This is a genomic window from Bradyrhizobium sp. WSM3983, assembly GCF_000473045.1.
Classification (GTDB): Bacteria; Pseudomonadota; Alphaproteobacteria; order Rhizobiales; family Xanthobacteraceae; genus Bradyrhizobium.
Window position 1 is genome coordinate 62308 of the sequence record NZ_AXAY01000007.1, and the last position, 22830, is coordinate 85137.

Below are 22830 nucleotides of genomic sequence, written 5' to 3' on the forward strand. Positions count from 1 at the left end.
ACGGTTACTCCGCGGCCTCGGCCGGCGCGATGCGGCGAGAGTGCCGCGCCTGCTCATCGTAGCTCTTCTGCCAGTCGGACGGGCCGTTCGACGGCGAGATCTGAACCGCCGTGACCTTGTATTCGGGGCAGTTGGTCGCCCAGTCCGAATAGTCGGTCGTGATGACATTGGCCTGCGTGTCCGGGTGGTGGAACGTGGTGTAGACGACGCCGGGCGCGACGCGGTCGGTGAGCTCCGCGCGCAACGTGGTCTCCCCGGCGCGGCTCTGCAGGCGCACCCAGTCGCCGTCGCGCACGCCGCGCAGCTCGGCGTCGTGCGGATGGATCTCGAGCCGGTCCTCGGCGTGCCAAACCACGTTCTCGGTGCGCCTTGTCTGCGCGCCGACATTGTACTGGCTGAGGATGCGACCCGTGGTGAGCAGCAGCGGGAAGCGCGGGCCGGTGCGCTCGTCGGTCGCCACATATTCGGTGACGACGAACTTGCCCTTGCCGCGGACGAATCCGCCGATATGCATCACCGGCGTGCCCTCCGGCGCCTTCTCGTTGCAGGGCCATTGCACCGAGCCGAGCTCTTCCAGCTTGGCGTAGGAGACGCCGGCGAAGGTCGGCGTCAGCGCCGCAATCTCGTCCATGATCTCCGAGGGATGGCTGTAGTTCATCTCGAGGCCCATGGCCCTGGCCAGTGCGATGGTGACTTCCCAGTCGGCCATGCCGTTCTTCGGCGACATCACCTTGCGAACGCGCTGGATGCGGCGTTCGGCATTGGTGAAGGTGCCATCCTTCTCGAGGAAGCTCGAGCCGGGGAGGAAGACGTGGGCGTAGTTCGCGGTCTCGTTGAGGAAGAGGTCGTGGACGATGACGCATTCCATCGCCGACAGCGCCGCCACCACGTGCTTGGTGTTGGGGTCGGATTGCAGGATGTCTTCGCCCTGCACATAGAGCCCCATGAACGTGCCTTCGATGGCGGCATCGAACATGTTGGGAATGCGCAGGCCCGGCTCCGGGTTGAGCTTGACGTCCCACATCGCCTCGAACTGCTCCCGCACGGCATCGCCCGCGATATGGCGGTAGCCGGGAAGCTCGTGCGGGAACGAGCCCATATCGCAGGAGCCCTGCACGTTGTTCTGGCCGCGCAGCGGGTTCACCCCGACGCCGGGACGGCCGATATTGCCGGTCGCCATCGCCAAATTGGCGATCGCGATCACCGTGGTTGAACCCTGGCTGTGCTCGGTGACGCCGAGCCCGTAATAGATCGCGCCATTGCCGCCGGTGGCGTAAACGCGGGCCGCTTCACGCAACGTGTGCGGATCGACGCCGGTGAGGATGGCGGTGGCTTCCGGGCTGTGCTTGGGCTGGGCAACGAAGGCGGCCCATTCCTCGAACTCGCTCCAGTCGCAGCGCTCGCGCACGAAGGCTTCGTTGACGAGGCCTTCGGTCACGACGACATGCGCCAGCGCCGTCACGACAGCGACGTTGGTGCCAGGCATCAACGGCAGATGCAGCGCCTTCACATGCGGCGATTCCACCATCTCGGTGCGGCGCGGATCGATCACGATCAGCTTGGCCCCCTGGCGCAGCCGCTTCTTCAGGCGTGAGGCGAAGACGGGGTGAGCCGAGGCCGGATTGGCGCCGATGATCATGGCGACGTCAGTATTCTCGACCGAGTCGAAATCCTGCGTGCCGGCGGAGGTGCCGAAGGTGACCGAAAGGCCATAGCCTGTCGGGGAATGGCAGACGCGCGCGCAGGTGTCGACATTGTTGTTGCCGAAGCCGGCGCGGATCAGCTTCTGCACCAGATAGGTTTCTTCGTTGGTGCAGCGGGACGAGGTGATGCCGCCGATGGCGTCACGGCCGTACTTTTTCTGGATGCCGCGCATCCTGGCCGCTGCGAAGGAGAACGCTTCATCCCAGGACACTTCACGCCAGGGATCCTCGATCCGCTCGCGGATCATCGGATTGAGGATACGTTCCTTGTGGTTGGTGTAGCCCCAGGCGAAGCGGCCCTTGACGCAGGAATGGCCGCGATTGGCCTTGCCGTCCTTGTACGGCACCATGCGAACGACTTCCTCGCCGCGCATCTCGGCCTTGAAGGTGCAGCCGACGCCGCAATAGGCGCAGGTGGTGACGACGGAGTGCTCGGGCTGGCCGATCTCGATGACGGACTTTTCCGTCAGCGTCGCGGTCGGGCAGGCTTGCACGCAGGCGCCGCAGGAGACGCATTCGGAACCCAGAAAACTCTCGCTCATGCCGGGCGAGACGCGGCTGTCGAAACCACGGCCGGAGATGGTCAGCGCAAACGTACCCTGAACCTCTTCGCAGGCACGGACGCAGCGCGAGCAGACGATACACTTGGAGGGGTCGTAGGTGAAGTAGGGGTTGGATTCGTCCTTCGGCATCCAGGCGGCGTTGACCTCGCCATGGGATTTGGCGAACACGTGGTTCTCGCCGTCGTAGCCGTAACGCACCTCGCGCAGGCCCACGGCGCCGGCCATGTCCTGCAATTCGCAATCGCCGTTGGCGCCGCAGGTGAGGCAGTCGAGCGGATGGTCGGAGATGTAGAGCTCCATCACGCCCTTGCGCAGCTTCTTCAGCCGTTCACTCTGGGTGTGGACGACGAGGCCGTTCATCACCGGCGTGGTGCAGGAGGCCGGCGTGCCGGCGCGGCCCTCGATCTCGACGACGCAGAGACGGCAGGAGCCGAATGCATCGACCATGTCAGTCGCGCAGAGTTTCGGGATCTGGTGGCCGGCGTCCATCGCGGCGCGCATGATCGAGGTGCCCTCGGGCACCGTGACCTGGTTACCGTCGATGGTCAGCGTGACCATCGTTTCCGATTTGGAGCGTGGCGTGCCGTAGTCGATTTCTTCGATCAGAGACATCGTCGTTCTCCTATTCCGCGGCCTGAAGCGTGGTCGGCGCCGGGACGAAATCCTCCCGGAAGTGCTTCAATGCGCTGAGCACGGGGTAGGGCGTGAAGCCGCCGAGTGCGCAGAGCGAGCCGAATTTCATGGTGTTGCAGAGGTCTTCGACGAGCGCGAGGTTTTCGGCCACCCGTTCGCCGTTGATGATCTTCTCGATGGTCTCTACCCCTCGGGTCGAGCCGATGCGACAGGGCGTGCACTTGCCGCAGGATTCGACGGCGCAGAATTCCATGGCGAAACGCGCCTGCTTGCGCATGTCGACGCTGTCGTCGAACACAACGATGCCGCCATGACCGATCAGGCCGTCGCGCGCGGCAAAGGCTTCGTAGTCGAACGGGGTATCGAACAGCGCGCGGGGGAAGTAGGCTCCGAGCGGCCCTCCGACCTGAACCGCGCGAACCGGGCGGCCCGTGAACGTGCCGCCGCCGATGTCGTCGACGAGCTCGCCGAGCGTCACGCCGAACGCCGTTTCGAACAGCCCACCCTGGCGGATGTTGCCGGCAAGCTGGATCGGCATCGTGCCGCGTGAGCGCCCCATGCCGAAATCGGCGTAGGCCTTGGCGCCCTCGGCAAGGATGAAGGGGATGGCCGCGAACGACAGCACGTTGTTGATGACGGTCGGCTTGCCGAACAGGCCGTGATGCGCCGGCAGCGGCGGTTTTGCGCGCACCAGGCCACGGCGGCCTTCGAGGCTCTCCAGCAGCGAAGTCTCCTCGCCGCAGACGTAAGCGCCGGCGCCGACGCGCACTTCCATGTCGAAGCTGTAGGTCGAGCCGCCGATCTTGTCGCCGAGATAGCCGCCGCGCCGCGCCGCGACGATGGCAGCATTCATCGCCTCGACCGCGTGCGGATATTCGCTGCGGATGTAGATGTAGCCCTTGGTGGCGCCGACGGTGATACCGGCCGTCGTCATGCCCTCGATGACGAGGAAGGGATCGCCCTCCATGATCATTCGGTCGGCGAAGGTGCCGCTGTCGCCTTCGTCGGCGTTGCAGACGATGAATTTGCGGTCGGCTTTGGCTTGCGCGACCGTCTTCCACTTGATGCCGGTCGGAAAGCCAGCGCCGCCGCGGCCGCGCAGGCCGGATGCGGTGACTTCATCCAGGATCGCATCCGAGCCGAGCGACAGCGCGCGCTCCAGGCCCTTGTAGCCGCCATGGGCGCGATAGTCCTCGAGCGAGCGCGGATCGATCACGCCGCAGCGGGCGAAGGTGAGGCGGGTCTGGCGCTTGAGCCAGGGAATTTCGTCGGCGACGCCGAGCCGCCGCGGGTGCGGTCCGTTGCTCGCCATGGACTCGAACACGGAGGGGACGTCCTCTGCGCTGACCGGGCCATAGGCGACCCTGCCCTTGAGGGTTGCCACCTCGACCATCGGCTCCAGCCAGCAAAGCCCGCGTGAGCCGGTCCTGATGATCTCGACCGGCAGACCGCGCTTGGCCGCGATCTGCTCGAAGGCGACGGCATTTTCATCGGCGCCGACGGCAACCGCAGCAGCATCGCGAGGAATGAAGATCCGCATGTTCATCGCTGCGCCTCCGCGATCAGCGCGTCGATGCGCTTCTCGTCGAGCCGGCCGACGAGGCGGCCATCGAGCATCGCGGACGGCGCGGTCGCGCACAGCCCGAGGCAGTAGATCGGCTCCAGTGTGACGCGATCATCCGCCGTCGTGTTGCCGAGCGAAACGCCAAGCTTCGCTTCGGCGCGCGCCGCGAGCGCATCGCCGCCCGCGGCCTGGCAGGCCTCGGCGCGGCACAGCTTCAGCACACGGTGGCCAGCCGGCTTGTGGCGGAAGTCATGGTAGAAGGTGAAGACGCCATGGACTTCGGCGCGCGACAGATTCAGCGCCTGTGCCACCATGGGAATCGCCGCCTCCGGCACATAGCCGAACGCCTCCTGGAGCGCGTGCAGAATCACGAGCGTCGCGCCTTCCTGCTTGGCATGTTCGGCGATGATCTCAGCGCCGCGCGTCTGGTCCCAAGGCTCGTAAGAAGGCTCGTAAACCGCTGTCATTCTTCGTTCTCAATCTGAGCGTCCGTTCCGTGCAAACTATTTGGAATCGTTCGAAGATCAATAAAGCTGTCTCATGCTGCGATTGCGAATTCAGATCGATGTGAAAGCCAAATCGGCCGATACGGAGCACTAATGAAACTTGTATCGGTTGCCGGTTTTTTGCGTGTTGGTGCAGGCCCGGCGTGATAGCTTGTATGCCACGACAGAATCCGAGGGGACGGCCGGTTGATCGACAAGCTTGAACTGCTGCTGGCGCTGGCCAAGGAGCGGCATTTTGGACGGGCGGCAGAGGCCTGCGGCGTTACCCAGCCGACCATGTCGACCGGGCTCAAGCAGCTCGAGGAGATTCTTGGCGTGATGCTGGTCCAGCGTGGGTCCCGGTTTCAGGGATTCACCCCCGAGGGCGAGCGGGCGCTGGACTGGGCGCGGCGGATCGTGGGCGATGCCCGCGCGATGCGCCAGGAGATCAACTCGCTCAAGGACAAGCTTTCCGGCGAAATCCGCATCGCGGCGATCCCGACCGTGCTCGGCATGGTCGCGTCGCTGACGACGCCGTTCCGTGCGCGGCATCCTGAGGTGCGTTTCAGCATCCGGTCGACGACCTCATCCGAGGTGCTGGGGCTGCTCGAAAATCTCGAGGTCGATGCCGGGCTGACCTATATCGAGAACGAGCCGATCGGGAAGGTGCGTACCATTCCGCTCTACAACGAGAGCTACCGCCTCCTGACTGCACCCGATGCGATGTTCGGGGACCGTGAGACGGTGACCTGGACCGAAGTCGGCCAGGTGCCGCTGTGCCTGCTGACACCCGACATGCAGAACCGCCGCATCATCGACCGCGCGCTTCGCTCGGTCGGCGCGGAGGCGACGCCGACACTGACCTCGAACTCGCTGCTCGTCCTGTACACGCATGTGAAGACGGGGCGCTGGGCGAGCGTGATGCCGGCCAAGCTCGCCGAGACGCTCGGCCTCTCCGACAAGGTCCGCTCGATCCCGATCACCGATCCCGAAGTCAACTACAGCATCGGTCTGGTGATCCCGCAGCGCGATCCGATGACTCCGCTGATCGCGGCGCTGGTCAATGTCGCGCGCGAAGTGGCGCCGAGCCTGCAATCATAAGCGTTACGCCGCGGCGGAAATTCCGGACGCCGCCTTGATGGCGTCGCGCGGCAGCGTCACGCGGACGACGGTGCCGACTTCTAGCCTTGAGCGCAGCCGCATCGAGCCGCCATGGAGCTGCGCCAGCGAGCGGGCGATCGCGAGCCCAAGGCCGGAGCCGTGATAGGTCTTGGTGAGCTGGCTCTCGACCTGCTCGAACGGGCGTCCGAGCCGCGCCAGCGAGTGCGGCGCGATGCCGATGCCGGTGTCGGCGATCATCAGCACGATCCTGTCCTCGAACTGCCGGCTGCGCACGACGATGCGTCCGCCGTCGGGCGTGAACTTCACGGCGTTGGACAGCAGGTTGACGATGATCTGCTTGGTCGCGCGGCGGTCGGCGACGACGGAGATGGACTTTTCGATGTCGGCGTCAAGCGCCAGATTCTTGTCCTGCGCCCGACCGGCGACGACGCGCAGGGATTCCGCGAGCGTCTGTGCGAGGTCGAGCTCTTCCATGTCGAGCTTCATGCGGCCGGCCTCGATCTTGGACATGTCGAGGATGTCGTTGATAACCTCGAGCAGGTAATGGCCGCTGGTCAGGATGTCGTGGCAGTATTCCTGGTACTTCTCGCTGCCGAGCTCGCCGAACATGCCCGAGCCCATGATCTCGGAGAAGCCGATGATGGCGTTGAGCGGTGTGCGCAGCTCGTGGCTCATATTGGCGAGGAATTTCGACTTGGTCTGGTTGGCTTCCTCGGCCCGGGTCTTCTCGCGCTGATACTTTTCGGCGAGGTCGGCGAGCTCGATGGTCTGGCGTTCCAGGGCCGCTTGCGAGCGCTTGAGGTCGATGACGGTGGCGCGCAGGCGCAGATCGTTGTCGACGAGCTTCTGCTCGTGCTCCTTGATGCGGGTGATGTCGGTGCCGACCGAGACGTAGCCGCCGTCCTTGGTGCGGCGCTCGCTGATGTGCAGCCAGCTGCCGTCATCGAGCTGGGCCTCGAAGGTGCGGGCGCCCGGGCCCTGGCTTGCGGTCTCGTTGTGGCGGGTGCGGACCTCCGGCATGCGGCCGACTTCCAGCACGGTCTCGTAGGAGGTGCCGGGGATCACGGCCGTGTCGGGCAGCTTGTGCAGGCGCTGGAAGTGCGAGTTGCAGAGCACCAGGCGGTCGGTCGCGTCCCACAGCACGAAGGCTTCCGGAATGGTCTCGATCGCGTCGCGCAGGCGAAGGTCGGCTTCCACGGTGCGCTCGGCGAGGCTCTTCTGCTCGGTGATATCGACCGCGATCCCGATCAGGTGCATGCCGGAATCGCTGGCATCGTGGGTCCGCTCGCAGCGGACGCGCAGCCAGATCCAGTGGCCGTCGACATGCTGCATGCGGAAGGTCTGGTCGATGTGGTCGATCTTCTCGGAGATGAGCTGGTCGGCGATCGCGAACAGGTCGATGTCGTCCGATTTCACCAGCGCGTTGACCTCGCCGAAGGTGAGGAGCTCGTTGCGGCCGTCGAGGCCAAGCATCGAGAACATCGATTGCGACCAGAAGATCCGGCCGCGCGACAGGTCCCAGTCCCACAGGCCGCAGCGGCCGCGGTTGAGCGCGGTGTCGATCCGGCCGCGCACGGCATCGTTGATGAGGTCGCCCTCGCGAGCGCGGGTCGACTGCCAGTGGAAGGCGAAGCCGAGGATCAGGACGACGAAGCCGGTGGTCGCCGACAGTGTCACCGAGAGCGCGGCGTCCGAACCCCAGATCGGCTCGTTGCGCTCCTGGATCACGGTGACGAGGCCCGGCAGCGACTTGATCGGCCGCGAGGTCGCCATCGCGGCGTTGCCGTTCGGCAGCGGCATGTTGGAGACGTCATTGTCGCGCGGTGGTGCTGCGAGCAACTGCGCGGTGGTGATCGCATCGAGCAGGCGGTCGTTGCCTGAGGGATCGCTGTCGATCGGAATGCGGGCGAGGATGCGGCGGTCGATTCCGGCCGAGGTGACGACGACGTGGCGGCCCGAGACTCTGGCCCGGGATGGGATCATGTCGGGCAGCAGCGTCGGCAGGTTTTCGATGTTCTTCAGCCGCTCCGCGCGCACGGAGGTGACGCGGTCAATGCGCTCGGCGAGCAGTTCGGCGAGGAATGAGATGTCGTTCTGGATCACCAGGCGCTTTTGGCGTGTCTGGTCGACGACCTGGACGAATGCGCCGAGGCAGATCGTGATGAGGAAGGCGATGATAAGCGTCGGCACGGCGCGACGCAGCGCCGGCTCCGCGATCAGGAGCCGATGATAGGCAGGTTTCGCGATCGATTGCGCCAATCCCTTGATCGAATCGGATTGGACGCACGCGTTCGCGGCGTCTGCGCGCGCCATGCCTTCGGCCCCCTGAAAACCAGCTTGCAACGATGTTCGAAAGCAGCCCCACGTCGCTTTCGAATCACAGCGATTTGAATCCAGTTTGCGCAGGCTGTCGAGAGTCAACGAAACGTTAACGCGAAATAATTCTTATCCAATGCAGAGTTTGCGCGCCGCGAGTCCGCAAACTCACATGCGTCATGAGTCCGAAACGAGAACGTGTGACTCCTCGCACATTCCGCGTCACGCGCGCGGCGGTTCGGCGTGACTGATGACGCGTTTCACGCTCGGGAACGCACGGCGCAGCCTGCGCTCGATCGCATCGACCTGCTCGTGCACCTTGATGACGGTCATCGACGGCATGGCGCGGCAATGGAAGTTGACGATCTCGCCACCCTCGGTGTCGCGGACGCGCACGTTATGGATGTCGTGGATCTCGCCGCCGGCGGCGTATTCGGTCAGCGCGGCGGCGATGGTCTGTACCCGTTCCGGCGCCGCATCGACGCCGAACGGCAGTTCCGGTTCCAGCGGCTCGATATGGACGTCAACCTCGACGTCCGCGCCGAACTCCTCCTGGATGTTCTGTTCCAGAGTGTTGGCGACATCGTGGGCCGCCTCGAGCTGCATGTCGGCATTGACCTCGAGGTCGATGCCGACGATCAGCTTGGCAACGAGGTCGTGCACCGTGACGTGGTGGATGGCGAGGCCCGAATTGTGCGCGATCACCATGATGCGGTCGCGCACGGTCTCGTTGTCGCGGACGACCGGCACTGCGGTGAAGGCGAGGTCGGCATCGCCGAAGGTCTTGGAGACGGCGGCTTGCGCGTTGCGCTTGATCTCCTCGACGCGGTCAATCGGATAGGTCCTGGGCACGTTGACGATGCTGTCGATGAAGGTGGTCGCCCCGACCATGCGCACGCGCAGGCGCTCGACGTCGATCACGCCGGGGACGCCTCGGATCGCGGCGGTGGCCTTCTCCAATGCGCCCTCAGGCGCGCGGTCGACCAGCGTCTGCACCGTGGAGCTTGCCATCCGCAGGCCGAGAGCCGCGATCATGACTGCCACGACCGCGGCTGCAGCAGCGTCACCCCACCAGAAGCCGAAGGCTGCGAGGATCAGGCCCACGATCACGGCACACGAGCCCATGACATCAGAGGCGAAATGCAGCGCGTCGGCGGCGAGCGCCTCGCTTCGGGTCTCCCGGGCGGCGCGGTGCAGAGCGCGGGCGCGCCAGAGGTTGACGACGATGTCGACCACCAGCACGACAAATGGCACCGCCGAAATCGTCGGCGGCGGGGTTCCCTCGCGAAGGTGGCTATAGGACTGGACCAGGATGCCGCCGGCGAGCACGTAGAGCAGCGCGGTGACGCCGAGCGCGGAGATGCTCTCGAGCTTGCCGTGGCCGTAATGGTGCTCGTGGTCGGCAGGCTTGTCGGAGATCCGAACCACCGCCCAGGTGATGATGGTTGCGACCAAATCGATCGAGGAGTGCAGCGCTTCGGAGATCAGCGCCAGCGACCCGATCGCGATGCCGACCACGAATTTGGCCACCGCCATGCCGCCGCTGGCGAGGATCGAGATTGCCGCGACCGATGTCTTGTCGTGTTGTCCGCTCATGTCCGGGGATTTAGCAGGGCGGCGGTGAACATCAAGCGACGATCCACAGGAGTAGTCGCTAGTGAGTTGCAGGAGCGGGACTGTCGGTTGCGTCATTTCTGGGTGGTCAAGGACCTGGTCCCGTAGGGTGGGCAAAGGCGCGCAGCGCCGTGCCCACCAACAGGTGTCTTCTGATCGACCGCATGGTGGGCACGCTACGCTTTGCCCACCCTACGGGACCGGAATCTGGAACGACGGCTACGGCATCGTCACCACGATCTTCCCGAGATGCTTGTTCGCCTCCATGTGCTCGAACGCCTTGTCGATGTCGTCGAACCCGTAGACCTTGTCGATCGGCAACTGGAGCTTTCGCGCCTCGACCGCGCCCCAGATGTCCTTCCTGACCTCGTCGAAGATCTCACGGACCTCCTCGATGCTGCGAGTGCGGAAGGTGACGCCGATATAGCTGATGCGGCGGGCGGCATGCAGGTCGAAGTTGAAATCGGCATGGGTGCCGCCGAGCCGGCCGACATTGACGATGCGGCCCAAAACCTTCGTCGCGGCGAGGTTCTGATTGGCGACCTTGCCCGAGACCTGGTCGACGATGAGGTCGACGCCTTCGCCGTTCGTCGCCTTCAGCACCTCGTCGACCCATTTTGGATCGGAGGAGTCGACCGCGAGATCGGCGCCATACTCCGTCAGCCGGCCGCGGCGATAGGCATCGGTCGAGGAGCCGATCACCAGCCTGGCGCCTTTGAGCCTGGCGATCTGCATCGCCATCAGGCCGACGCCGGAGCTCGCGCCCTGGATCAGCACGGCTTGCCCCGGCTGTACCCCGCCGACCATGACGACGGCGTTGTACATCGTCGCCAGGGCGACGGGGAGGGTGGCGGCCTCCTCAAAATTCATGTTCGAGGGGGCGCGGAACAGCCGGCCGTGATCGGCGAGCGTATACTTCGCGAACGCCGCGCCGCCCGAGCCCATGATGCGGTCGCCGACCTTCACACCCTTCGCATCCGGTCCGAGCCCGGCGACTTCGCCGGCCCATTCCATGCCGAGCACGGTGCCGACGCCGCCGGCCGCGCCATGGGCGTGGCCCCTGCGCATGCCGGTGTCGGCACGATTGAGGCCACAGGCGCGGACGCGCACGAGCACTTGCGTGCCCTCAGGCTTTGGTTGAGCGACGTCGGAAATCTTAGCGCCGTCAGGGCCGTAGACATAAGCCTTCATGAATTGCTCTCGCTTCTTGAAGTGATTATTCCGCCGCTTGCGCGCTTGGTTGAGCGATCATGCCTTCGAGCCGGCTGCGAATGATCGCCTCGGCTTCGCGCACGATGCGGGAGATCAGCTCGCCGCAGCTCGGGATGTCCTGGATCAGACCTTGCACCTGGCCGGCCGACCAGATGCCTTCGTCCGAATTGCCGGTCGCATAGACCATCTTGCCGCGGGCGCCGGCGACGAGCTCGCGGATGTCCTCGAACTTGGCGCCTTCCTTCTCCATGGCAACGACCTTGGTCGAGATCTCGTTCCTGGCGACGCGCGAGGTGTTGCGCATGGTGCGGAAGATCAGCTCGGTCTCGCGCTCGTCATTGGCGACGATCTTCTCCTTGATGAGCTGGTGGATCGGGCTCTCCTTGGTCGCCATGAAGCGGGTGCCCATGTTGATGCCCTCGGCGCCGAGTGCCAGGGCGGCGACGAGGCCGCGGGCATCGGCAAAGCCGCCGGAGGCGATCATCGGGATCTTGACCTTGTTGGCGGCGGCCGGGATCAAGATCAGGCCGGGGGTGTCGTCCTCGCCGGGGTGGCCGGCGCATTCGAAGCCGTCGATCGAGATGGCGTCGACGCCCATCCGCTCGGCCGAGAGCGCGTGGCGAACGCTGGTGCATTTGTGCACGACCTTGACGCCGTGCTTTTTGAACTCGTCGACATGCTCCTGCGGCTTGTTGCCGGCGGTCTCGACCACGGTGATTCCGGCTTCGATGATGGCGGCGCGGTATTCGGCGTAAGGCGGCGGTTTGATCGCGGGCAGGATGGTGAGGTTGACGCCAAACGGCTTGTCGGTGAGGTCGCGGCAGCGCGCGATCTCCTTCCTCAGGTCCTCCGGCGTCGGTTGGGTCAGCGCCGTGATGAAGCCGAGCGCACCGGCGTTGGCAACGGCGGCAACCAGCTCGGCGCGCCCGACCCATTGCATGCCGCCCTGGACGATCGGGTGCTCGACGCCAACGAGTTTTGTAAAACGTGTTTGCAGCATCGCTGTTTCCCCCGCCTGCGTGGCAGGCTTTGTTATCGGTTGATGGCGGGAGGATGCCGCCGGGGTCGCGAAAAGTCTATCAGCGGGGCGTGCGGAGCGATCATGCGGGCGCGAGGGAGATTCCGTGGGACGGATAATTTCCGGTACATTTGTCCGGGAGGCGGGACGACGCGGCGGAGGTACCTGCGCCGCTACTCCGCCGACAACCGTACCATTTGGCGGCCGCCGTTGATGTCCTTCAGGCTGTTGACGAAGTTTTCCGGGCGCTGCCAGCGATAGGGGACCTTCAAGCCCATGTACTCTGCAATGTCGCCGATGAAGCCGGTGCAGTTGGTGGTCTCGGCGTTCCAGACCGGCGAACTTGCCTGCAGCTTCTTGATGTAGGCGAAGACGCGCTTGGCGTCGGCCTCGTTCAGATAGACGCGATAGCTCGCGGTCAGATATTCCGGATCCAGATCGCCGTAGCTCGCACCGGTCTCTGATGGCACCCAAGTGAGATGACCGAGCACGTAGGCCCAGGTATCACCCGAGGGCGTCAGGCCCGCGACCTCGACCGCGCGCTCGCTGGTCTTGCCATACCAGACGAAGGCATGGCCCCAGCTCGCGGCCGTCCGCGCGCGGAAGTCGACGTAATAGGGACCTTTCTCCGCACGCGCGACGGAGCGCCGCGTCGTCTGCGGCTGCGATGCGGTGTCGGTTGTGGCAAGCGCATTGGCATCGGCAACGCGCTTGTTCGCTTCGTGGGCCGAGGCCGAGGGCATCATGCATGCTAGCATCGCCGCAAGCGCGAACCCTGCAAGGATGCAGGGTCCCGTTCGATCAGGTTTGTTCGTCACGCAGTGCCCCTCGATTGTCGGCCGCTTAGATTTTTGCGCGTCGTCCGTTGCGCCTCAATAGCGCGCCGCGACCGGGCCGGGCGCCTTGCCGATCGGTGCCTTTCCAATCGGGCTCTTGCCGATCGGCATCTTGCCGATCGGTGCCCGCTCGGCCGGATAGACCGGTACGGGCTGGCGGCGCGGCAGATCCGCAGCGTTCGCAGCCGTCACCAGAGCAAGCGTCGCACCCAGAACAATTACAATCTTCTTCACAGTCATACCCCTAGCAGGTTTGGTCCAAACACGGCTGAGCCGTGCCCCCAGACACGGCTTACAGAAGGGCGGCGGAATGCGTCCACAGTGCGGCATCCCCGCGACATGTTGGCGGCGCGCGGAGATGTGATGTGTGTCGGAATGTTTCGAAGCGGTGCGTTCCTCAGTCCGTAGGATGGGTAGAGCGAAGCGAAACCCATCGGCCGTTTGCGCGTGGAGAGATGATGGGTTTCGTTGCCGCTCTACCCATCCTACAGGAGGATCTCACCCGATCCTGTTCAGGCTGTTGCGGATCGTCGAGAAGATGCCGCCAATGTCCTTGCGGAGCGCGTCGAGCGCGTTGAAATTGTCGAAGATGCGGGCGAGGCGGTCTTCGACCTCGCGCTTGCTCTTCGTCAGCGCATCGACACGCGAGGTGAGGGTGACATCGCCATTGGCCTCGATCTCGCCGACGGTTTTGGCCAGGAGATCGCGGGTGGAGCTGACCTCAGTGATCATGGCCTCGATGCCGAACACCGGCGCTTTCAGCGGGACGAGATCGGCTTGGGATTTCGACAGCTCCGCCTTGAAGGCGTTGAGCGTGGCCAGCGTCTCCTGCAAGGCGCCGAGGCGCTGGCGCGACTGAAGGACGAAATCGTTCAGCGCGTTCTGGCGGTCGACGAGCGTCTTGCCGTCGGGATCGGTCTCGACGTCGGCGAGCGAGCGGTCGAGCTGGGCCTGACGCTGGACGAGCTCCTCGAAATCGAGCCGGATGGCTTTGAGGATGTTGGCGCTGTCGTCGATACGGGCCAGGCGCTGCTCGATCTCGATCTTGTTTTTCGACAGCGTCTCGACGCGAGCGCTGAGCGGGGCCGAGCCGCCGGTCTCGAGCTCGTCGACGCTTTTGGCAAGGCGATCATGACTGAGGCTGAGCTCGCCGATCAGGGCATTGATGCCGGCGTCGGATGAGCGCAGCGGCACCAGCTCGGCGTGGGATTTCGCCAGATCTTCCTTGTACTGGTTGAGCGTCGCAAAAGTGTCCTGCACGGCGTTGACCCGGCCGAGCAGCGTCGATACGTCGCGGGCGATGTCCTTCAGCCGGTCGGCGAGATTGTTCTTGCGGTCGTCGGACTCGAGGTCGAGCAGCGACCTTTCGAGCTGGTTCTGGCGGTCGCGGATCTCGGTGAAGACGGGCTCGACTGCGCGGCGCTGATCGGCGACCTTGCCGACCATCTCGCGCAGCCCCTGCTGGCGGCGGCGAATCTCGGCGAGCTGGTCGTGCATGTCGGTGGACTGGTTGCGGCCCCGCTGGAGCAGTGCGCGCTGCTCAGTCTCGCCGAGCTTGTCGTGCAGGGCTGAGACGGCCTCCCTGGGATCGCTCTCGATCAGGTGCTGGACGGTCGTATCAAGGTGGTTTTGCAGGGCGTGCGCGACGACGACGTCTTCCCGGGTCTTCTTGAGGCGGTCGCGCAGCTTGTCGAGCCGCCGGTCCTGGCGCGAGAGACGCCAGGCGGAGGCGCCGATCAGCGCCAGCCCGACCACCAGGATCGCGCCGATGGCGATGCGCTGCGGCATCGGCTGGCCCGTAAACAGGGCGGGCAAATAGGTGATGTCGTAACCAAACGTCTGCGGGGCGACAAACGCGATGGCGGCAAGCAGGACAAACCAGGCAACCAGGAAAAACAGCCACATCGTGACGTCCTCACGCCGGCACACATTTTCGCCATGATTGCTATTGGAGAGCGGAAGCGAGATCAAGGGCCGGGCGGGTTGCCGAACGTTTCCGGGATGCGCAATCCACCGATGGTTGCGTCAGCCGGTTGGTGGAGGAGGGCGCAAGGGGATGCAGGGGTTTCCTGAAAATGGGGGCAACGCCCTTAGCCGTCATTCCGGGGGCGGCGCGTAGCGCCGAGCCCGGAATCCATTTATCCGCGCCACTGCCGCCCGATGGATTCTCAGATGCGCAATTGCGCATCATAGCTCGCGACTTCGTCGCGCCCCGGAATGACAGAGAGAGTTACAGCCGAAACTCGTTCGTCAACTCGCCGATGCCGTCGATCGCCACCGTCACAATATTCACCGGCTCCTTCATGACGCCGACGCCGACCGAGGTGCCGACTGCGATGAGGTCGCCGGCGAGCAGGGTCATGTCGTGGGAGATCTTGCTGACGAGCGCTTGCGCGCTGAAGATCATGTCCGCGATCGGATAGTTCTGCCGCTCCGCGCCATTGAGGATGGTGCGAACAGTGAGTTTTGCGGGATCGAGGCCGGTCGCGATGACCGGACCGAACGGGCCGTAATCGTCGATGCCCTTGGCGCGGGCCCACTGGGGAAAGGTGGGATCGCTGGTCAGGATGTCGTTGGCGGTGATGTCGTTGACGCAGGTGTAGCCGAAGATGAAGCTGTCGGCTTCGGCCGGCGAGACGCGGGCGCAGGTCTTGCCGATGACGATGCCGAGCTCGCCCTCATAGGTCGTCTTGCCGTCGTAGTAGGAGGGACGGCGGATCACGGCGCCGGGCGTCGTGATGGTGGTGGTGGCCTTGAGCAGATAGAGCGGCTCCGGCGGCTCGGGTTGATTGAGCTTTGCCGCGAGCGCGTGAAAATTGTTCCAGAGTGCGACGATCTTGCTGGGCGCGCAGGGCGCGAGCAGCTCGACCTCCGACAGCGCCAGCGTCTTGCCGGTGCTTACGTTGCGGCCGAACATCTCGCCCTCATGCACGCTGATGCCTGAAGTGGTCAGCGTGCCGAAGCCGGTGGTGCCGGCATGGCGGAAACGGAGCCACTGTTTCATCTCGCCCGCCATCACGCCACCGCCAGTGCGCGAGGATCGGTCGGTGCCGAGACGCCGTCATAGAGGCCGGCGACACGGGCGCGCTGGGTCACCATCGCCAGCACGGAATCGAGGGCGGGCGTCGGGATCTTGGTCAAGCGGCCCATCTCCTGCACCACGGTCACGAGCGGGTCGATCTCCATCGGGCGGCCGCGCTCGAGATCCTGGAGCATCGAGGTCTTGTGCGCGCCGACCTTGCGGGCGCCCTCGATGCGGCGCTCGACATCGACGCGGAATTTGACGCCGAAGGTTTCGGCGATCGCTTGCGTCTCCACCATGATCGCGCGCGACAGCGCCCGCGTGGACGGATCGGTGCAGATCACGTCGAGCGTGGCGTGCGTCAGCGCGCTGATCGGGTTGAAGCAGACATTGCCCCAGAGCTTGAGCCAGATCTCGTCGCGGATGCGATCGAGCACCGGCGCCTTCAGGCCGGCGGCGACGAAGAGATCGGCGAGGCGCTGCACGTCGGCAGCGATCTCGCCGGAGGGTTCGCCGAGCGGAAAATTGTTGCCGTAGACGTGGCGGATCACGCCGGGCGCCTCGAGCTCGGTGGCGGGATAGACGATGCAGCCGATGGCGCGTTCGGCGCCGAGCTCGCGCCATTGCCGTCCGCCGGGATCGATGCTCTCCAGCGTCGAGTTCTCGTACTCGCCGCCGTGCTTGTGGAAGTACCAATAGGGGATGCCGTTGACCGCGGTGACAATGCGGGTGTGCGGCCCGAGCAGCGGCTGCATCTTCTCGATCACGCCGGTGATCGAATGCGCCTTCAGCGTGACGATGACGTAGTCCTGCACGCCGAGCTCGGCCGCGTTGTCGGTGCAGCGGGGATGGACGGTGTGCTTTTCCTCGCCGGCGAGCAGCGTCAGGCCGCGCTCGCGCATCGCGGCGAGGTGCGCGCCGCGCGCGACCAGGCTGACATCAGCGCCTGCGCGCGCCAGCTGCACGCCGAGATATCCGCCGATCGCGCCGGCGCCGTAGATGCAGATCTTCATGAAATCCTCGCGGGGGGTACCGGAATTTTGGGACGAAAGATCCGGTCCGGCTCGGAAATATCCGAGCCGGGGCCGGTAGTCGCAGGGGAAGAGTAGTTGCCGCCTTAAGCTGCTTGCGGCGTACCGTTGATCGCTTGGTCCATGGCAGCCGCGATGTCGCGCATGCTGATGACGGAGACGAGGCTGTAGTCGTCGATCACAGGCAGGTGCCGGATGTGATTCCGGTTCATCAGATGCCTGACGTGCTCGATCGTGTCCAAGGAGGTGCAGGAGACAAGCTGCTGCACCGAGACGAGTTGCGAGACCTTGACGTTGACGGCGTTGGCGCCGTGCTCGGCGACGGCGCGCACCACGTCACGCTCGGTGAACATGCCGACCGCGGTGTTTCCCTCCGAGCGGACCACGTCCTTCACCACCAGCGCGCTGATATTGTTGGCTCGCATCAGCTTCGCGGCGATACCCACTGTTTCGTTCATCCGCACCGTGACAACGCGCGGCGTCTTCTTGCGCAGAATGTCTCCGACCAGCATTGCAACCTCCCTAGGGTGAATGACGGATCGAGTGTGGTATACATAATGCCAATCGTCAAGCACTCGATTTGGTTCATCCGAAAATTCTTGCGGCAGGAATGCTGACGTTGTCGTGGGAGCACAAAGAAAAAGGGCGCATCGCTGCGCCCCTTCTGACCGTCGTGAAGGCGTGTGGCGGCTCAAGCCGTCTCGGTCTTCGCACTGGTCTTGGCACTCGCGGTCGCGGTGTCGACGCTCTCGGCTTCCTTGCCCAGGATGAAGGAGCGGCGCAGCGGCTTGATCACGAACAGCGCCATCAGCGCGGCCGTCGCGTTCAGCGCCACCGCCACCACGAATACGGCCTTCCAGCCGTAGGCGGTCGAGATCACGCTTGCGAGCGGGACGAGCAGGGAGGCGGTGCCCTTCGCGGTGTAGAGCATGCCGTTGTTGGTGGTCGCGAACTTCGAGCCGAAGGTGTCGCCGCAGGTGGCGGGGAACAGCGAGTAGATCTCGCCGAACACGCCGAAATAGACCGCGGTCGCAAGCACGAACACGATCGGGATGTGTCCATAGGCCGACAACGTCAGCAGCATCAGCGCGGCGGTACCGAAGGCAATGAACATGGTGTGCTCACGGCCGATCGTGTCGGAGACGAAGCCGAAGAAGGGACGGCCGAAGCCGTCGAAGATGCGGTCGAGCGAGATCGCGAAGGTCAAGGCCGCCATCTGGAAGCCGGCGAGCGAGACCGGCGTGTCGGCGATCTTGAAGTCGTGCGCGATCGGCGCGATCTGCGCCGCGGTCATCAGGCCGCCGGAAGCGACCATGACGAAGACGAGATACATCACCCAGAAAATAGGGGCGCGCAGTACCTGCGGCGGCGTGAAGTCGATCTTGGTCTGCGGCAGGTTGAGCTGCTTCTTCTTCGGCGGGATCGAAATCCGCGGCGGCTGGATGAAGAAAGCGAGGACGAACACGATCACGCCCTGGCCGATGCCGAAGGTGAGGAACGCGTGCTGATAGCCGCTCGTCACGATCATGGTCGCGATCGGCACCACGGTGAGAGCTGCGCCCGCGCCGAAGCCGGCGGCCGTTGCGCCCGCGGCGAGGCCGCGGCGATCGGGAAACCATTTCAGCGCGTTGCCGACGCAGGTGCCGTACACTGCGCCTGCGCCCATGCCGCCGACGACGGCTGCGGTATAGAGCAGGGGAAGGCTATCGGCGTAGGAGTTGAGCACCCAGGACAGCGCGATCATCACGCCGCCGAACATGATGACGATGCGCGGGCCGTATTTGTCGACGAACCATGCCTCGACCGGCACCAGCCATGTCTCGGTGACGACGAAGATGGTGAAGGCGAGCTGGATTGCGGCGCGACCCCAATGGTGTTCGTGATCGATCGGATCGACGAACAGCGTCCAGCCATATTGCAGGTTGGCAATCATCGCCATGCAGACGATGCCCATGCCAAGCTGGAGCCAACGGAAACTTGTGCGAAGAGGCGCAGCCGTGACGGCGCCATCCGTGCTGGAAATCATCAACAACCTCCCAAGCGCCTGTCTGGTTGCGAAACTCCCGCCAATATGACGCAGTGTCGCAAATATTGTGGCTTATGGTCGCAAGCGCGGCGAGGACCTTGGTATACCATATTCCAGAAAGCAAGCCCAATCTTTCCGCCGGGCTCAAGAAAGTGCCCGGTTCCCTTCGGATTCCCGGCATCGTTGTATATTCGGCCAAAACGAAAGCGCCCGGCCGCGAGGCCGGGCGTCGTGCGAGATGGATCCGCGTGAGCGAGGTCAGACGGTCGATTGCGCGACCACGGTCCTGCGCCAGGGCTTCAGCACCACGATCGCCAGCAGCGAGGCCAGGATGTTGGCGCCGGCCGCGAGGATGAACACGTTGTCCCAGTGGCCGGAGGTCTGCTGCACGTAGTTCGCGAGCGGCACCAACAACGCGGCGGTGCCCTTGGCGGTGTAGAGCAGGCCGGCATTGGTGGTGGCGAACTTCGCGCCGAACGTATCGGTGCAGGTCGAGGGGAACAGCGAGTAGATCTCGCCCCAGGCGAAGAACACGAAGCCCGACAGGATGACGAACCAGATCGGATCGTGGCCGAACATGTAAAGCAGCCAGATGCCGACGCCTTCCATGCCGAAGGCGATGAACATCGTGTTCTCGCGGCCGATCATGTCGGAGATCCAGCCGAAGAACGGACGCGTCAGGCCGTTGAGCACGCGGTCGATGGTCGCTGCGAACGTCACCGCGGTCATCGTCATGCCGATCAGCGTGACCGGTACGGCGTCGACCTTCCAGTCGACCGCGATCGGCTTCAAATTCGCCGTCACCATCAAGCCGCCGGCGCCGACGATCACGAACATGAAGTACATCAACCAGAAGATCGGCTGACGCAGCACCTCGGTCGGCTGGTAGTTGCGGCGGCTCTGCACCAGCGTCGCATTCTGGACCGCAGCAGGCACTTGTCCCGCCTTCGGTGCAACCAGGAAGAAGGCAAGAATGGCGACAATGATGCCTTGGCCCAGGCCGAAATAGAGGAAGGTGGTCTGGAAACCACTATCCTTGATCATGGCCTGGATCGGCGCGACGGTCAGCGCGGAGCCCGCGCCGAAGCCGGCGGCCGTGATGCCCGCGGCAAGTCCGCGCTTGTCGGGAAACCATTTCAGCGCGTTGCCGACGCAAGTGCCGTAGACGGCACCAGCGCCGATGCCTGCGATGATCATGCCGAGATAGTAGCCGTTGAGCGTGGTGGCCTGCGCGTTGATCGCCCAGCCGACCGCGCAGAGCACGCCGCCGACGAGCACGACGAGGCGCGGACCGTATTTATCGACAAACCATCCTTCGACCGGCACCAGCCAAGTCTCGAACAAAACAAACAGAGTAAAGGCCCACTGGATCGAAGCGCGATCCCAGCCGAATTTCTTCTGGATGTCCGGGACGAAGAACGTCCAGCCATATTGGTAATTGGCGATCATCACCATGGCCGCTACGCCGATCGCCAGTTGCGCCCAGCGATACGTGTCGCTGACGCGTGCGGCTGCAGGAGCCGCTGTTGTTTGCACCATGTCCGTCATGAATCCTCCAATGAGCGCTTCTGTTTTTTTGAGCGAGCGTTGGCGGCATTCTTGTATTCATTATGCCAAGCTTCAAGCGCGCGCTGGCCCATTGTGCGCTTTTGACGCAACCTCGTTTGCGAGGCTCCTCGAATGTGCCGATTCCCAAATAGAAATGGCCCCGCAGAGCAGGGCCATCCTTCAAAAGTAGGAGTTCGGTGGTTTTACAACCGCCGCGACAATTCGACGCGCCGGCTCTCGTCCGGACCCTTACAGGCCGAAGCGGGGGAGATCGCCGTTGTGGTTGGAGATCTCGGCGCTCGCCATCAGGAAGCGATCGACGGCGGCCATGAAGCGGGCGAACAGCGAGGCGGAGGGCGCGAACGCGACGGAGGCGGTCTTGGACATCGGAATTCCCTTTCTCGAGACGGTCAGTAATGCTGTCTCATTTCTAGAGCCAATCTATGTATACCAGATGCCACTGTCCATGCATGCCATTGCATAGCAGCATGTGAATTGTCGCATTGCAGCATAATACTTCGTGAAAACAGGCCGTTTGGGGCTCAAAACGCGCGGTTTCGGGCTTAAAGAGTAGGGAAGCGTGTCTCGGCCACTACGGATCTGGCCCCGAACCCGGCTCTTGGCACCGCAGTGCAAAACAGCTAGTGGTTCGCCCCCTTTTCAAGCATCTCGCAGAGTGGTTCATGTCGAGCGCCTCGCCCGCCGTCTCGATCGGTATCGATTTTGGGACCAGCAACACGGTCGTCGCCATTGCAGTGGACGACCGCAGGGTCGAGGCCATCCGCTTCGACCATGGCGGACAACGCCATAGCGTCTATGTCTCGGCCTTGTGCTTCTGGGAAGACCGACCGGGCGCCGGCGCCCAGGCCGAAGGCGGCCCTTGGGCGATCGAGCAGTTTCTCGAAGGGCGCCACGTCTACCGCTTCCTGCAGTCGTTCAAGACCTTTGCGGCGAGCTCGACCTTCAACACCACCCAGGTGTTCCGGCAGCGCTTCAAGTTCGAGGATATTCTGGCAGCGTTCCTGCGGACGCTGGCGCGCCATGGCGGCGACAGATTCGGCTTCGAGGCGGCCAACATCACGGTCGGCCGGCCCGTGCGCTTTGCCGGCGGTAATCCCGACGACGATCTGGCCATGCAGCGCTACCGCGCCGCCTTCGAGCGCCTCGGCGCCGGTCATGCGCGCTATGTCTATGAGCCCGTGGGCGCGGCGTTCTCCTTCGCCCGCCGGCTGGAGCGCGATGCCACCGTGCTCGTTGCGGATTTCGGCGGTGGCACCAGCGACTTCTCGGTGATGCGATTCTCACGCGCCGGCGGCGTCTTGCGCGCCGAGCCGCTCGGCCATGCCGGCATCGGCATTGCGGGCGACACGTTCGATTATCGCATCGTCGACCACGTCGTCTCGCCGCGGCTCGGCAAAGGCTCGAGCTTCCGCTCGTTCGACAAGGTGCTGCCGATCCCGAGCGGCCACTACACCAATCTCGCGCGCTGGCATCAGCTCGCGCTGATGAAGAGCAATGGCGATCTGCGCGAGCTCAGGGAATTGTCGCGCACCGCGCTGAAGCCGGCGCTGCTCGAGGATTTCATCACCATCGTCGACCTCGATCTCGGCTTTTCGCTGTACCGCGCGGTGTCGGACGCCAAGGTCGCGCTCTCGGCCAAGGACGAGGTGGATTTCCGCTTCAGGGGCGGCGGTGTCGAGATCGGCTCGACCATCACACGGAAAAACTTCGAGGCCTGGATTGCCGACGACATCGCCCGCCTGGGCGCCACGGTCGACAAGGTGCTGGGCGAGGCCGGCATCACCGCGCGCGAGATCGAGAAGGTGTTCTTGACCGGCGGCACCTCGTTCGTGCCGGCGGTGCGAAAGCTGTTTGCCGATCGGTTCGGCAACGAACGGCTGATGTCGGGCGACCAGTTCGAGTCGATCGCCTACGGCCTCGCGCTGATCGGACACAGTGCTGAACCGGACCGTTGGACCGCGGACGGTGGGCTCAAGTCGGGGGCAGGCGTATAGGGGCCGCAATGGTTCCACGTTGCGAAGCTTTGACTCAAATCAATGGCGGTTGACGTCTTCGGAGCGTAACCGGGAGAGGGCCATATGGTTCCGGAAGATCGGTCATCACGGTGAACGCAACG

At 64.4% G+C, this 22830-nt stretch carries 18 protein-coding genes; 2 read left to right on the top strand and 16 right to left on the bottom strand.

The genetic code is table 11. The features are described from left to right. Window positions 1-4: 4 nt before the first annotated feature. From fdhF to YUA_RS0113240, 3 genes are read right to left on the bottom strand one after another with little or no spacing between them, the layout of a single operon-like run. Window positions 5-2878: a formate dehydrogenase subunit alpha gene (gene fdhF / locus YUA_RS0113230; protein WP_027531130.1), complete on the bottom strand. Its 2874-nt coding sequence runs from the start codon at window positions 2876-2878 to the stop codon at window positions 5-7. 10 nt (window positions 2879-2888) lie between these two features. Next, window positions 2889-4445: an NADH-quinone oxidoreductase subunit NuoF gene (locus YUA_RS0113235; protein WP_027531131.1), complete on the bottom strand. Its 1557-nt coding sequence runs from the start codon at window positions 4443-4445 to the stop codon at window positions 2889-2891. Continuing rightward, complete coding sequence (locus YUA_RS0113240; protein WP_027531132.1) at window positions 4442-4930, bottom strand: formate dehydrogenase subunit gamma; 489 nt, start codon at window positions 4928-4930, stop codon at window positions 4442-4444. Before YUA_RS0113240 ends, YUA_RS0113235 begins: the two co-directional genes overlap by 4 nt. A 225-nt stretch (window positions 4931-5155) precedes the next feature. Here YUA_RS0113240 and YUA_RS0113245 point away from each other — a divergent pair, with 225 nt between their 5' ends. Continuing rightward, a complete protein-coding gene (locus YUA_RS0113245; protein ID WP_027531133.1) occupies window positions 5156-6049 on the top strand; it encodes a LysR family transcriptional regulator in 894 nt (297 codons plus the stop codon). Between the two features lie 3 nt (window positions 6050-6052). On the opposite strand, the gene YUA_RS0113250 is transcribed toward YUA_RS0113245, so the two are convergent. The 13 genes from YUA_RS0113250 to YUA_RS51000 all read right to left on the bottom strand — a co-directional run bounded on the left by YUA_RS0113250 (window position 6053) and on the right by YUA_RS51000 (window position 21080). Continuing rightward, the gene (locus tag YUA_RS0113250; protein WP_027531134.1) at window positions 6053-8383 is read right to left on the bottom strand and encodes a PAS domain-containing sensor histidine kinase; all 2331 of its coding nucleotides are present in this window, start codon (window positions 8381-8383) and stop codon (window positions 6053-6055) included. Window positions 8384-8608: 225 nt separating this feature from the next. Then, window positions 8609-9982 (bottom strand): cation diffusion facilitator family transporter, encoded by a 1374-nt coding sequence (locus tag YUA_RS0113255; protein ID WP_027531135.1) that lies wholly within the window; start codon window positions 9980-9982, stop codon window positions 8609-8611. A gap of 237 nt (window positions 9983-10219) precedes the next feature. Further along, window positions 10220-11191, bottom strand: a complete 972-nt coding sequence (locus tag YUA_RS0113260) for a zinc-binding dehydrogenase (RefSeq protein ID WP_027531136.1) — start codon at window positions 11189-11191, stop codon at window positions 10220-10222. Window positions 11192-11216: 25 nt separating this feature from the next. Then, a complete protein-coding gene (locus tag YUA_RS0113265) occupies window positions 11217-12212 on the bottom strand; it encodes a nitronate monooxygenase family protein (protein WP_027531137.1) in 996 nt (331 codons plus the stop codon). Between the two features lie 191 nt (window positions 12213-12403). Next, window positions 12404-13048 carry a hypothetical protein gene (locus YUA_RS0113270; protein WP_027531138.1) on the bottom strand — a complete coding sequence of 215 codons (645 nt, stop codon included), beginning with the start codon at window positions 13046-13048 and terminating at the stop codon, window positions 12404-12406. Between the two features lie 54 nt (window positions 13049-13102). Next, entirely contained in the window at window positions 13103-13306 is a 204-nt protein-coding gene (locus YUA_RS0113275) for a hypothetical protein (protein WP_035970948.1), read from the bottom strand. Window positions 13307-13564: 258 nt separating this feature from the next. Next, window positions 13565-14971: a hypothetical protein gene (locus YUA_RS0113280; RefSeq protein ID WP_027531140.1), complete on the bottom strand. Its 1407-nt coding sequence runs from the start codon at window positions 14969-14971 to the stop codon at window positions 13565-13567. A gap of 325 nt (window positions 14972-15296) precedes the next feature. Continuing rightward, on the bottom strand, window positions 15297-16070 hold the full coding sequence (locus tag YUA_RS0113285; protein ID WP_035970994.1) for a fumarylacetoacetate hydrolase family protein: 774 nt from the start codon (window positions 16068-16070) through the stop codon (window positions 15297-15299). 11 nt (window positions 16071-16081) lie between these two features. Then, window positions 16082-17101 (bottom strand): 2-dehydropantoate 2-reductase, encoded by a 1020-nt coding sequence (locus YUA_RS0113290; protein WP_027531142.1) that lies wholly within the window; start codon window positions 17099-17101, stop codon window positions 16082-16084. Window positions 17102-17205: 104 nt separating this feature from the next. After that, window positions 17206-17631: a CBS domain-containing protein gene (locus YUA_RS0113295; RefSeq protein ID WP_027531143.1), complete on the bottom strand. Its 426-nt coding sequence runs from the start codon at window positions 17629-17631 to the stop codon at window positions 17206-17208. A 179-nt stretch (window positions 17632-17810) separates the two neighbouring features. Next, entirely contained in the window at window positions 17811-19145 is a 1335-nt protein-coding gene (oxlT, locus tag YUA_RS0113300; RefSeq protein WP_027531144.1) for an oxalate/formate MFS antiporter, read from the bottom strand. A 258-nt stretch (window positions 19146-19403) separates the two neighbouring features. Continuing rightward, window positions 19404-20693 carry an oxalate/formate MFS antiporter gene (gene oxlT, locus YUA_RS0113305; RefSeq protein ID WP_027531145.1) on the bottom strand — a complete coding sequence of 430 codons (1290 nt, stop codon included), beginning with the start codon at window positions 20691-20693 and terminating at the stop codon, window positions 19404-19406. Window positions 20694-20942: 249 nt separating this feature from the next. After that, window positions 20943-21080, bottom strand: a complete 138-nt coding sequence (locus tag YUA_RS51000; RefSeq protein ID WP_198029410.1) for a hypothetical protein — start codon at window positions 21078-21080, stop codon at window positions 20943-20945. A gap of 296 nt (window positions 21081-21376) precedes the next feature. Between YUA_RS51000 and YUA_RS0113315 the strand changes: the two genes are divergently transcribed. Then, a complete protein-coding gene (locus tag YUA_RS0113315) occupies window positions 21377-22708 on the top strand; it encodes an Hsp70 family protein (protein ID WP_027531146.1) in 1332 nt (443 codons plus the stop codon). Window positions 22709-22830 lie beyond the last annotated feature (122 nt).

What these genes read in the sequence shown, in the direction of transcription:
- YUA_RS51000 (WP_198029410.1), bottom strand. Translation starts at nt 21,080, where the DNA reads ATGTCCAAGACCGCCTCCGTCGCGTTCGCGCCCTCCGCCTCGCTGTTC.
- YUA_RS0113240 (WP_027531132.1), bottom strand. Translation starts at nt 4,930, where the DNA reads ATGACAGCGGTTTACGAGCCTTCTTACGAGCCTTGGGACCAGACGCGC.
- YUA_RS0113260 (WP_027531136.1), bottom strand. Translation starts at nt 11,191, where the DNA reads ATGAAGGCTTATGTCTACGGCCCTGACGGCGCTAAGATTTCCGACGTC.
- YUA_RS0113315 (WP_027531146.1), top strand. Translation starts at nt 21,377, where the DNA reads ATGTCGAGCGCCTCGCCCGCCGTCTCGATCGGTATCGATTTTGGGACC.
- YUA_RS0113285 (WP_035970994.1), bottom strand. Translation starts at nt 16,070, where the DNA reads ATGAAACAGTGGCTCCGTTTCCGCCATGCCGGCACCACCGGCTTCGGC.
- YUA_RS0113265 (WP_027531137.1), bottom strand. Translation starts at nt 12,212, where the DNA reads ATGCTGCAAACACGTTTTACAAAACTCGTTGGCGTCGAGCACCCGATC.
- fdhF (WP_027531130.1), bottom strand. Translation starts at nt 2,878, where the DNA reads ATGTCTCTGATCGAAGAAATCGACTACGGCACGCCACGCTCCAAATCG.
- YUA_RS0113255 (WP_027531135.1), bottom strand. Translation starts at nt 9,982, where the DNA reads ATGAGCGGACAACACGACAAGACATCGGTCGCGGCAATCTCGATCCTC.
- oxlT (WP_027531144.1), bottom strand. Translation starts at nt 19,145, where the DNA reads ATGATTTCCAGCACGGATGGCGCCGTCACGGCTGCGCCTCTTCGCACA.
- YUA_RS0113290 (WP_027531142.1), bottom strand. Translation starts at nt 17,101, where the DNA reads ATGAAGATCTGCATCTACGGCGCCGGCGCGATCGGCGGATATCTCGGC.
- YUA_RS0113275 (WP_035970948.1), bottom strand. Translation starts at nt 13,306, where the DNA reads ATGACTGTGAAGAAGATTGTAATTGTTCTGGGTGCGACGCTTGCTCTG.
- YUA_RS0113295 (WP_027531143.1), bottom strand. Translation starts at nt 17,631, where the DNA reads ATGCTGGTCGGAGACATTCTGCGCAAGAAGACGCCGCGCGTTGTCACG.
- YUA_RS0113280 (WP_027531140.1), bottom strand. Translation starts at nt 14,971, where the DNA reads ATGTGGCTGTTTTTCCTGGTTGCCTGGTTTGTCCTGCTTGCCGCCATC.
- YUA_RS0113235 (WP_027531131.1), bottom strand. Translation starts at nt 4,445, where the DNA reads ATGAACATGCGGATCTTCATTCCTCGCGATGCTGCTGCGGTTGCCGTC.
- oxlT (WP_027531145.1), bottom strand. Translation starts at nt 20,693, where the DNA reads ATGACGGACATGGTGCAAACAACAGCGGCTCCTGCAGCCGCACGCGTC.
- YUA_RS0113250 (WP_027531134.1), bottom strand. Translation starts at nt 8,383, where the DNA reads ATGGCGCGCGCAGACGCCGCGAACGCGTGCGTCCAATCCGATTCGATC.